Raw genomic sequence first — 9,480 nt, 5'->3', positions numbered from 1 at the left:
AATAGTGGTAGGCTTATTAAGTGCACCCTAAAACACCTTATAGAACCTATAAACATAAAAATAGCTCTAAAACCAGTGTTGGGGCATGATTCAAATGAATCACACCCCAACACTTGACAATGAGCCAAAAAAGGAATGTAGCTTAGTCAGCAACATTCCTAATTATTATGGTTATTCATTATGATATCTTTTAAATATTATGATATCAACTACATATTATGATATTGTTATCATTTTAATTAAGTTTTTAATCGAGTTATTAAGGAAGAAATTATCATTACCACTCAAGAGATTTATACTCAGTCCTCTTATCTCTGATTAAGAGATCATTCAGAGCCTCCTTCGGAGTCTTTCCTTCAAAAAGAACCTTATTAATCTGTTCTACGATTGGCATCTCCACATCATATTTTCTTGCAAGGGTAAGAGCTGCTTTCGCGGAGTTGACACCCTCTACTACCTGATTTACTTCTTTCATGGCTTCTTCCATGGTTAAGCCTTGTCCCATCAGATAACCTGCATTTCTGTTGCGGCTGTGTTTACTGGTACAGGTAACAAACAAATCGCCCATGCCGGATAAGCCCGCAAAGGTTTCCAGTTTACCGCCCATTTTCATGCCTAGGCGGCTGATTTCAGCCATACCTCTGGTCATGAGAGCTGCTTTTGTGTTATCTCCTAAACCTAAGCCGTCTATTACACCTGCAGCCAGGGCAATGACATTTTTCAAGGAACCGCCCAGCTCAATGCCTATGATATCCGGACTGGTATATACACGAAAGACATCATTCATAAAGATATCCTGAATAAAATGAGCCGTTTCTTTCGTTGTAGTTCCCACTACTATGGTGGTTGGAATTTGACGGCTAACCTCTTCTGCATGGGTGGGACCGGATAAAACAGCAATATCTGCTTGTGGTATTTCCTCTTCCAACACCTCTGATAAGGTAAGTAAAGTTGAATCCTCCAAACCTTTGGATACATTGACAATTATCTGTCCTTGCTTAATATAAGGCTTAGCAGCATTTGCTGTAGCTCTGATATAGGGGGAAGCTACAGCCATAACAATTAAATCTTTGTCGGTGCATACTTCTTCTAGGTTTAAATTAATTTTAATTTTATTAGAAAGCTTAGCTCCGGGAAGATTTTTCAGATTATCCCGACTCGCCTCTAAAGCTTTTGCTTCATTTTCTATTTTTGTCCAGATGGTAACCTCATGCCCATTGTCATTTAAAAGTATCGCTAAGGCACAACCCCAGGTTCCTGCACCTAATACACCTACTTTACTCATAAGCAGCCTCCTTCGTATGATGTTATTTTTGATCAACCTTTATTCTATGCCCCAGTTTATTTTCGGTCCCATTCATTAGTCTCTTAATATTGGTACGATGTTTTATAAATGCCAATATCATAAAAATCAGGGATACTATAAGCATATGTAAGTTACCTTCTGTTCGGATTAGAACCCATATCGGTAATAATACAGCTACAACCAGAGAACCTACCGATACATATCGGGTAAGTGCTACTGTAATAACGAACAGAGGCAGACCAATTGGTATAATCCAAGGATCAAAGGCTACCATGACACCTGCGGTTGCAGCTATGCCTTTTCCACCTTTAAAGCCCAGCCAAACCGGATAATTGTGGCCTAGTACAACGCCAAGACCGGTATATAAAGTTAATAACTGTACAAAATCAACGTCAGAGAAAATTGCATAGCGGACCAAAAGGATTGCAATAATTGCTTTCAGCATATCACCAAGTAAAGTGATAACACCTGCTTTTGCTCCTAAGGTTCGAAGTGCATTCGTGGTACCTGCATTTCCGCTGCCGTAGTTACGGATATCCACCTTATATAACTTTCCTAATAAATATGCCGTAGAGAAACAACCGAACAAATAACCTATTCCTAAGGAAAGTATGACTTTAATTACCATTTATGAGTTCTCCTTTCGCTCCCTAATAAAAAACTTTAATGATGTTCCGGAAAAACCAAAGGCCTCCCGAATTTTATTTTCAATATATCTGGTATAAGAAAAATGCATCAGTTCCTTATCATTCACAAAGATGACAAATGTGGGCGGTTTCACCGAAACTTGAGTGATGTAATAAAGTTTAAGCCGTTTCCCTTTATCCGAAGGAGGTTGTTGTAAGGCAATAGCTTCCATCATAATTTCATTGAGTACACCGGTAGAAATACGTAAGTTTTGATTTTGTATTACAACCTCAATTACTTCGAATAATTTGTGCATCCTCTGGCCTGTTTCAGCTGAGATAAATATAATTTCTGCATATGGCATAAAGGAAAGAACATCTTTAATATCCGTTGTAAATTCTTTGACGGTCTTGTTGTTCTTCTCGATCAGGTCCCACTTATTAACAGCGATTACCATACCTTTACCACGATCATGGGCAATCCCTGCAATTTTTGCATCCTGCTCCGTAACACCTTCGGTTGCATCAATCACCAAAACAACCACATCGGCCCGTTCAACAGCAGTTACCGTTCGAATGATACTAAAACGTTCTAATTCCTCTTTTATTTTATTCTTTCTTCTAAGTCCTGCAGTATCAATTAAAACATAGTCCTTACCATTGCGTCTTATTGGAGTATCGACAGCGTCACGGGTGGTACCGGCTATGTTAGAGACGATCACTCTGGTTTCTCCGAGTAACTTATTAACAATGGAGGATTTGCCAACATTGGGCTTTCCAACAATCGCAATTCGTGGACGCTCATCCTCTGCTTCCTCCGTATTACCGGAATGAAAATGTTTCACTACCTCATCCAACATATCACCAAAACCTAGCTTTGATGAAGCGGATATGGGCATTGGATCACCGATTCCGAGATTATAAAATTCATATACATCCGGCATCAATTTTTCAAAATTATCCACCTTATTTACTACCAGAACAATCGGTTTGCCACTTCTTCTAAGCATATCAGCCACTTTAGAATCGGAGTCTACCAACCCTTGTCTTACATCAACTAAAAAGACAATGACATCTGCTGTATCAATGGCAATCTCAGCCTGCAGTCTCATATAGGACAACATCTCATCCTTACTATCCGGTTCAATTCCTCCGGTATCTATCATAGTAAATTGTGTATTAAGCCATGTAACATCGGCATAGATCCGATCTCTGGTTACACCCGGGTAGTCTTTAACAATAGAAATACGATCTCCTGCCAAAGCATTAAACAGGGTTGATTTACCAACATTCGGTCTTCCGATGATAGCTACAATTGGTCTGCTCATAGTACTCTCCTATTTCGTTTATTCGTTTCAAGCAATGATACATCAGAAAGAAAAACTGAATTCCTTCAAAAACATAACATAAAATAATGAATGAAACTTAATAAACATTCTTTAATATAAGTACAAAAGTAAGCTGTACTTTATATATGTTTTTATTTCATCTTACATAATAATGGTATCAATGAAAGACTTTCCATCTGATTGTACAATATGGATACTTGTTTGTAAAGCATTTTCAATCTCATCTACTGTAAGATCATCTAGTAGTATAGTTTCTCCATTTCGCAGTAAAACATCCGGAAGCATCAGATAATCTCCTAAGGAAAGTCCCTTCAATTGTTCTATTAAATCGCCTCCGGTTATCAATCCGGCCACAGTGATTTCCGGTCCGAAATACTGATTTTTAATCGTATATACATTGACCTGGATGTTAGGAAATTTTATTTTTAATTGTTTCGCAGCCTCATAAAAATAAGGAGCCGCCAGTTCACCGGTAGCCATAGAAATATTTTTTGTTCGATCATCACCGGTTAGGCTGTTAAAATATAGTTCAAATTCGTTTTGAAAGGATCTTAACATCCCGACACCATTTTCCAGCTGTGGATAGCCTTCATAGGCTTCTTCATCCGGTATAGGCAAACCAGCTTTTAAATACCATTCATCTCCGGCATAGATAAAACGGGTTTTATAATGCTGTAAAAATATACACTGCCACTTATGAATTGTCTCTAATACTTTTATTGCGTCTTCTTTTGTGAACTTTTCCAGTTGCTCTAAACCTTCACGAAATTTCGTAAGGCCAACCGGAACAATGGATACACTTTCCATCTCAGGCAGATAAGCGGATAAATCATGGATAGTACGTTCTAACTCTTCCCCATCATTCCAGCCCTTACATAATACAATCTGACCATTCATAGTGATGCCACCATCTTTTAGTCGCTTTATTTTATCAAGGGCGCTTCCAGCAAAACGGTTATGGAGCATTTTCTTACGAAGTTCTTCATTCGTAGTATGAATTGAAATATTAATCGGGGAAAGCTTATAAAACAGGATGCGGTCAATCTCTTCCTCGCTTAGGTTAGTTAAGGTAATGTAATTGCCCTGAAGAAAGGATAATCTGGCATCATCATCTTTAAAATAAAGGGTATCTCTCATGCCTGGGGGCATTTGATCAATAAAACAAAAGATACATTTATTTCTGCAGGACCTATACTCATCCATCAAACCTTCTTCAAATACAATACCTAAATCCTCATCATAATCCTTATCGATCTCCAGCTCCCATTCTTCACCGTCAGGCTTTTTAATAATAACGGTAAGAAAATCATCCTTTATTAGATAATGATAATCCAATACATCTTTAATCTCTTTGCCGTTAATTGACAATAATTCATCACCAGGTGTAAGCTCCATTTCTTCTGCAATACTACCTGTTTCTATCTCTTTTATAATGTGTGCTTTTTTCTTCATATATACACCTTATCTCTCTAATACATGCAATAATAAATGATACACTCCATGATAGGTTTTTTCAGATATCGTTTTATTGGTAGTACCTTTCATTACTTTTGTATCATTATTTTCTGCATTTACTTCACTTTTATTTGTTATGCTTATTATTAAAATCATGTATTCCTAATAGCTAAAAAAGCAGCAAGACTTCCTCTTTTTCCACCGGTTTTTCGATGAGAAAATAGCAAATCACTGCGACAGGAGGTACAGACACCGGACATATGAATGTTTTCCTGTTTTAGTCCTGCTTCGATTAATATCGCTTTGTTTGCTTCCCATAGGTTACATTGATATCCTCCGTTTGCATTACTTACGATAATTTTGTCGATATCTGTTTTGGAAAACGAATTTATGAATTCCTTTGCAACTTCCTCTCCTACTTCATAGCAGTTATGACAGATGGAGGGACCAATCACTGCAATCATATCCTCCGGACTACTGTTAAAAGCTTCTTTCATCTTTAATACCGTTAGCAGTCCAATCTTTTGTACGGTTCCTCGCCATCCGGAATGGGTCAATCCAATTGCTTTTTTCTTTATATCCACAAAAAAGAGAGGAACACAATCTGCATATTTTGTTACTAGAGTGATACCCGGTTTATTGGTGATCAGTCCGTCAATTTCTTTATAGTCCCTGGCATGATATAAACCCTTACCAAGGTCAAACTCATCCACCAATCGAATATTGGTTTTATGGACTTGATCGGACATTACAATGGAATGGGGATCAATTCCGATACTGGCGGCTATTCTTTCAAAATTTTCTAATACATTGGAGAAATCATCCTTATAGGGTAAGGAACCGGAAGCAAGATTCATGGAGGAAAAGATATCCTTACTAACACCACCCAGTCTGGTAGAAAAACCGTGTATCACAAAGGATATATCTGACAATGCAGGAAAAGTGATATAGGGAACTTCGGCACTTTGATTCAGGCAAGCCGAAGGATTGTTTTCAAAAATCATGGAAATCAAGCCTTTCTTTATATTGATTGTAATAATGTAAAAATCGGATAAGCTGTTATAAGATTAAATTTATGAGGTTTCGAATAGTTTAATAATCAGGTTGACAAACATATTGTTGATTATGTATGACTAGAGCGAACATATATTATAGATTAAGGCATACATTATCGATAATAAGTCCGTCAACCTGTGTTTGTGAGAAGTGCTTCTTCAGAAGATTTTATACCAAATATTAGATGCACTTACGCCATATTCCGTAAAGCTTATATACATCAGCTTCTTTAAACACCTTCAAAAGCATTCTTTAATAATGTGAATTCACCATTTAAGATGACAACTACATCAAAGCGACAAGGGGTATGTTGCGGAATTTGGTTTATCAGCATATAATATTGGGCGGTTCTATGAATCTTCATTATTTTTCTGATGTTCACAGCTTCAGCAGGAAAACCATGATAGGTATTGGAACGATATTTTACTTCAATAAAACATAAATATCCTTCGGATTTTGCTATCAGATCGATCTCGCCGATTCTGCACCGAAAATTTCGATGAATTATTTCGTAACCATGCTTTCTTAAAAAATCCGCTGCTCTATATTCATATTGTGTTCCTACTTCTCTTTTATTCATTCGTATTATCAACCTTACCTTTAATACGGTCCATATGATCGACAAACACAAGGATTTCAGCCACCACATCATAAAGCTCGGGAGGAATATAGGATCCAATCTCAACTTTTGATAAGGTTTCAGCTAAGCCTTCATTCTTATGAAGCGGTATGTTGGCTTCTCCTGCTCTTTCGATGATTCGTTCCGCCAGATAGCCTCGTCCTGCAGCAATTACTTTAGGTGCATCATCCTTCGGATTATAGGAAACAGCAACCGCAGTCTTTGGTTTCTTAATATCTTCCGGTCTTTTCATAATTTCTCTCCATACTATTCTATCAGAAGTTAAATCAATATAGTAGCATATGATTCATACGTCGATTGAAGATGTAATTTACCAACCGATATCTTCAATATATCAGTAAATCTAAGAGTACACGAAACTGTTGATCATTTTATTACCAAATAAAAGTATTTAGAATTATTAATTAATCATATTATAAAATGTTTGTGTTGTGAATCCAATTATTATGTTAAATGAAATTTTTTAAAAAGCTTTTTCTGTGAATGGGTGTTAGTCCATTTTTTTTAATTGCATCAATATGCTTTCCGGAGCCATAGCCTTTGTTACTTGCAAAATCATATTCAGGAAATACCTTATCATATTCCACCATAAGTCGATCACGGGTCACTTTCGCAATGATACTGGCTGCAGCGATGGAGATGCTTTTTGAATCGCCCTTCACAATCGGGACCTGCTTTATATTCACTCCTGGAATTGTTACAGCATCATTTAATAATATATCGGGTTTCACAGATAGATTCTCAATGGCTTTACGCATTGCTTCATAGGTTGCCTGTAATATATTGATTTCATCAATTCTAGATGGCGGAACACTGCCGATACCATAAGAAATTGCCGTTGTGATTATTTCATCATACAATTCTTCCCGTTTTTTTTCAGTCAGTTTTTTTGAATCATTAATATATAGTATGTTACAATCCTTAGGTAAAATCACAGCACAGGCAATCACAGGTCCGGCGAAGGGGCCTCTGCCTACTTCATCTATTCCACATATATATGTACAATTCGCATGACTGCGTTCATATTCTTTCATTGCCTCGGTTCGTTTCAGCTCTTTGTAGTAGGCTTCCAAACGAACCTTATTTTGCTGACACAAGGTGATTACCCCGCTTCTGTCATCCTCTTCATATTTTTCTAATAAAGCCGGAATATCTGTTATCATTGCCTGCATGAATTCCAGCTTTATTTCACTGATTTTATTCTTAAACGACATCTTTCTAGTAGTAACTTCGTTCATTGGTTGGTCCATAATAACTTTTTCCTTCCGTGTGGTTAGTCTAAAAAGACTTAAATCTTTAATAAAAATCTTCAGTATATAAATTTCCTGTATTTTCAATCATAGTCCTATTATCGTTCTTTATGAATATAATATCGAATGGTCTCTTGTGCTAAGCAAATTTTGTAAATACCTTATGGTACTATTATTATTTATATTACTCTTTTAATTCTTCTAAGCTTTCAGGAAATTCCAAAGTTATGTTACCGAGTCTGACATTTCTAAAATCATCAATTACATAATTGGCTGCCTTATCTATATCAGGTTCTCCACCTTTTAGCAAGCTGGCACGCTTTATTGCAATCTGTTTAAGTACATGCTCAGCGCTCTCTAAATTCTCTAAAACCTCAAGTGTTTCCAGTCCGTAACGGTCCTTTAAAGAATCCTTATAGTAATTGCTCAAGAATAAAATCAATTCACAAGCCAGCTCGGTGGTATTAATAATATTATCATTGATAGAACCAATCATAGCAAGACGCAGTCCTACCGCTTGATCTTCGAATTTAGGCCATAGAATTCCAGGGGTATCTAATAACTCTATGTTTTTATTGAGGCGAATCCATTGCTTTCCCTTTGTTACACCGGGTTTATTACCGGTTTTTGCAGTGGCTTTTCCGACAAAGCTGTTAATGAAGGTGGATTTTCCTACATTTGGTATACCAACAACCATAGCGCGGACAGGACGATTTAATATTCCTCTTTTTCTGTCCCGTTCGATTTTAGCTTCACAGGCTTTATTAACGACATCTTTCACCTGTTTCACACCATTACCGTTTCTTGAATTTACCAGTGTAACATAATAACCCTTTGTTTCAAAATATGCTTTCCACGCATTGGTATACCGCATATCTGCCATATCATATTTGTTTAGCAGAATAACCCTGGATTTATTGCCGGCAAGGGAGTCAATATCAGGGTTTTTACTGGACAATGGAATTCGTGCGTCCACCAACTCGATAATAACGTCCACCAATTTTATGTTTTCCTGCATCATTCTCTTTGCTTTGGCCATATGACCGGGATACCATTGTAAATTCATATTTCTACCTCTTTCTGTCTTAATCAGGCAATCAGGTACAGTTTTATAAGGGATATATCATATTTCCTTAATTCTTATAACATTCTATCTATATTTTAATAAAGTAGCTTATTCTAAAGATAGCGTTAGTTTAATCCTCTTCCTGATTTTCTTGTTTTAAATTAAGTTTATTGACAAAATTGAATGGGGATAAACGCAGAAAAGCTTTACCGATAATTTCATCCTTTGTAATATTACCAAGGCTGGCAAATCTGCTATCTTCACTGTTATTTCGATTATCACCCAGTACAAAATACTCATTTTCTTCCAAAGTAATTGCTTCGCCAGCCAGACCATAATTAGCCATTGGTTCTGCCTTGACGATATCTTCAATTATTTCACCGTTAATATAGATATTATCATCAATAATCTGTATTGTCTCACCGGGTAGTCCATAAATTCTCTTTATATTATAATAGCTATGTTCTTTACCGCTTTGCTTAAAAACAACTACATCAAATCGTTTTGGATCGTTGAAACGATATGAGAATTTATTAATAATAATCGGATCATCATCATATAGGGTACTTTCCATTGAGATACCTATCATATTTGTTTTTTCCAAGGCATAATATATGATAAAATATGCCAAAAATATAACAGCTGCAATTTGTGCTATCCAGATGAAGACATCAATCAGTATTTTCATTATTACCGGTTTTTTACTTTCTTTTTCAAAATCAAATTCCATAA

10 protein-coding genes are annotated in these 9,480 nt (G+C 36.4%); all 10 read right to left on the bottom strand.

Going from position 1 to position 9,480, the window contains the following annotated elements; genetic code table 11:
• Positions 1–277: 277 nt before the first annotated feature.
• The 10 genes from I5677_RS16030 to lepB all read right to left on the bottom strand — a co-directional run bounded on the left by I5677_RS16030 (position 278) and on the right by lepB (position 9,478).
• Positions 278–1,285, bottom strand: a complete 1,008-nt coding sequence (locus tag I5677_RS16030; RefSeq protein ID WP_197662667.1) for an NAD(P)H-dependent glycerol-3-phosphate dehydrogenase — start codon at positions 1,283–1,285, stop codon at positions 278–280.
• A gap of 22 nt (positions 1,286–1,307) precedes the next feature.
• On the bottom strand, positions 1,308–1,934 hold the full coding sequence (gene plsY / locus I5677_RS16025; protein ID WP_197662666.1) for a glycerol-3-phosphate 1-O-acyltransferase PlsY: 627 nt from the start codon (positions 1,932–1,934) through the stop codon (positions 1,308–1,310).
• Positions 1,935–3,260: a ribosome biogenesis GTPase Der gene (der, locus tag I5677_RS16020; protein WP_197662665.1), complete on the bottom strand. Its 1,326-nt coding sequence runs from the start codon at positions 3,258–3,260 to the stop codon at positions 1,935–1,937.
• A gap of 162 nt (positions 3,261–3,422) precedes the next feature.
• Positions 3,423–4,733: a DUF512 domain-containing protein gene (locus tag I5677_RS16015; protein ID WP_197662664.1), complete on the bottom strand. Its 1,311-nt coding sequence runs from the start codon at positions 4,731–4,733 to the stop codon at positions 3,423–3,425.
• Between the two features lie 155 nt (positions 4,734–4,888).
• On the bottom strand, positions 4,889–5,740 hold the full coding sequence (gene pgeF / locus I5677_RS16010; RefSeq protein WP_197662663.1) for a peptidoglycan editing factor PgeF: 852 nt from the start codon (positions 5,738–5,740) through the stop codon (positions 4,889–4,891).
• 281 nt (positions 5,741–6,021) lie between these two features.
• Positions 6,022–6,372: a YraN family protein gene (locus I5677_RS16005; protein ID WP_197662662.1), complete on the bottom strand. Its 351-nt coding sequence runs from the start codon at positions 6,370–6,372 to the stop codon at positions 6,022–6,024.
• Positions 6,365–6,664 carry an EscU/YscU/HrcU family type III secretion system export apparatus switch protein gene (locus I5677_RS16000; protein WP_197662661.1) on the bottom strand — a complete coding sequence of 100 codons (300 nt, stop codon included), beginning with the start codon at positions 6,662–6,664 and terminating at the stop codon, positions 6,365–6,367. The genes I5677_RS16005 and I5677_RS16000 overlap by 8 nt, the downstream gene beginning before the upstream one ends.
• A gap of 217 nt (positions 6,665–6,881) precedes the next feature.
• Positions 6,882–7,682 (bottom strand): ribonuclease HII, encoded by an 801-nt coding sequence (locus I5677_RS15995; protein WP_330617947.1) that lies wholly within the window; start codon positions 7,680–7,682, stop codon positions 6,882–6,884.
• A gap of 184 nt (positions 7,683–7,866) precedes the next feature.
• Positions 7,867–8,748: a ribosome biogenesis GTPase YlqF gene (gene ylqF, locus I5677_RS15990; RefSeq protein WP_197662660.1), complete on the bottom strand. Its 882-nt coding sequence runs from the start codon at positions 8,746–8,748 to the stop codon at positions 7,867–7,869.
• Positions 8,749–8,878: 130 nt separating this feature from the next.
• On the bottom strand, positions 8,879–9,478 hold the full coding sequence (gene lepB / locus I5677_RS15985; RefSeq protein ID WP_197662659.1) for a signal peptidase I: 600 nt from the start codon (positions 9,476–9,478) through the stop codon (positions 8,879–8,881).
• Between the last annotated feature and the right edge of the window lie 2 nt (positions 9,479–9,480).

Source organism: Mobilitalea sibirica, assembly GCF_015999265.1.
Taxonomy (GTDB): domain Bacteria; phylum Bacillota; class Clostridia; order Lachnospirales; family Lachnospiraceae; genus Mobilitalea; species Mobilitalea sibirica.
The sequence above is the reverse complement of the archived record's forward strand: the minus strand, read 5'-3'. Positions and strand labels throughout refer to the sequence as shown.

What these genes read in the sequence shown, in the direction of transcription:
- lepB (WP_197662659.1), bottom strand. Translation starts at nt 9,478, where the DNA reads ATGGAATTTGATTTTGAAAAAGAAAGTAAAAAACCGGTAATAATGAAA.
- I5677_RS16000 (WP_197662661.1), bottom strand. Translation starts at nt 6,664, where the DNA reads ATGAAAAGACCGGAAGATATTAAGAAACCAAAGACTGCGGTTGCTGTT.
- I5677_RS16015 (WP_197662664.1), bottom strand. Translation starts at nt 4,733, where the DNA reads ATGAAGAAAAAAGCACACATTATAAAAGAGATAGAAACAGGTAGTATT.
- I5677_RS15995 (WP_330617947.1), bottom strand. Translation starts at nt 7,682, where the DNA reads ATGGACCAACCAATGAACGAAGTTACTACTAGAAAGATGTCGTTTAAG.
- plsY (WP_197662666.1), bottom strand. Translation starts at nt 1,934, where the DNA reads ATGGTAATTAAAGTCATACTTTCCTTAGGAATAGGTTATTTGTTCGGT.
- ylqF (WP_197662660.1), bottom strand. Translation starts at nt 8,748, where the DNA reads ATGAATTTACAATGGTATCCCGGTCATATGGCCAAAGCAAAGAGAATG.
- pgeF (WP_197662663.1), bottom strand. Translation starts at nt 5,740, where the DNA reads ATGATTTTTGAAAACAATCCTTCGGCTTGCCTGAATCAAAGTGCCGAA.
- I5677_RS16005 (WP_197662662.1), bottom strand. Translation starts at nt 6,372, where the DNA reads ATGAATAAAAGAGAAGTAGGAACACAATATGAATATAGAGCAGCGGAT.
- der (WP_197662665.1), bottom strand. Translation starts at nt 3,260, where the DNA reads ATGAGCAGACCAATTGTAGCTATCATCGGAAGACCGAATGTTGGTAAA.
- I5677_RS16030 (WP_197662667.1), bottom strand. Translation starts at nt 1,285, where the DNA reads ATGAGTAAAGTAGGTGTATTAGGTGCAGGAACCTGGGGTTGTGCCTTA.